Raw genomic sequence first — 1,144 nt, 5'->3', positions numbered from 1 at the left:
GGATCAGAATGCCACGGTGAATACGTTCCCGGGCCTTGTACACACCGCCCGTCACACCATGGGAGTGGGTTGCAAAAGAAGTAGGTAGCTTAACCTCCGGGAGGGCGCTTACCACTTTGTGATTCATGACTGGGGTGAAGTCGTAACAAGGTAACCGTAGGGGAACCTGCGGTTGGATCACCTCCTTACCTGAAGATACCTTCCCGCGAAGTGCTCACACAGATTGTCTGATAGAAAGTAACGAGCAGAAAAAACCTCTACAGGCTTGTAGCTCAGGTGGTTAGAGCGCACCCCTGATAAGGGTGAGGTCGGTGGTTCAAGTCCACTCAGGCCTACCAAATTTCTTCTCATGCTGCGTTAAAGCGCCGCTCGTATAGTGAACTATACGTCGCGACCCTTTGCCTTGCCTGAAAAGAAATTACCGTTTATCACAAACGGGACTCCTGGTGAGTGGTAGTAGTGGTCTCTGCAGTAACTGTATGGGGCTATAGCTCAGCTGGGAGAGCGCCTGCCTTGCACGCAGGAGGTCAGCGGTTCGATCCCGCTTAGCTCCACCATACTGATATTACTGTATTTCTGAAAAATACTTCAGAGCGTACCGGCAACGGTGTGCTGCGAAGTATTATGCTCTTTAACAATCCGGAACAAGCTGAAAATTTGAAACGACGCATTGTCGTGTTCCTCCGTAATAAGGAACACAGCACAACGCGTTCGGGTCTCTCAAAAACTTACAGCTTACAAGCTAACTGTGAAGCCGTTACGGCAGAACAGATAAACGCCTGTGGGTTGTGAGGTTAAGCGACTAAGCGTACACGGTGGATGCCCTGGCAGTCAGAGGCGATGAAGGGCGTGCTAATCTGCGATAAGCGCCGGTAAGGTGATATGAACCGCAACAACCGGCGATACCCGAATGGGGAAACCCAGTGTGACTCGTCACACTATCATGCAGTGAATACATAGCTGTATGAGGCGAACCGGGGGAACTGAAACATCTAAGTACCCCGAGGAAAAGAAATCAACCGAGATTCCCCCAGTAGCGGCGAGCGAACGGGGAGGAGCCCAGAACCATCATCAGCTTGTGCATCAGTGGAAGCGTCTGGAAAGTCGCAGGGTACAGGGTGATACTCCCGTACACAAAGGTGCA

Annotated in this window: 2 tRNA genes and 2 rRNA genes; all 4 read left to right on the top strand. The window is 51.4% G+C overall.

The features are described 5' to 3' along the window. Positions 1–188 (top strand): 16S ribosomal RNA (locus tag FBY13_RS23340); the annotation flags it as partial. A 73-nt stretch (positions 189–261) separates the two neighbouring features. Then, a tRNA-Ile gene (locus tag FBY13_RS23335) sits at positions 262–338 on the top strand. Positions 339–481: 143 nt separating this feature from the next. Next, positions 482–557: transfer RNA gene (locus FBY13_RS23330), tRNA-Ala, on the top strand. Positions 558–792: 235 nt separating this feature from the next. Further along, positions 793–1,144: ribosomal RNA gene (locus tag FBY13_RS23325) — 23S ribosomal RNA — on the top strand; the annotation flags it as partial.

This window comes from Pantoea sp. SJZ147 (assembly GCF_007828605.1).
Classification (GTDB): Bacteria; Pseudomonadota; Gammaproteobacteria; order Enterobacterales; family Enterobacteriaceae; genus Pantoea; species Pantoea allii.
Note: the sequence above shows the minus strand (reverse complement) of the source record. Positions and strands in the feature narration are given on the sequence as shown.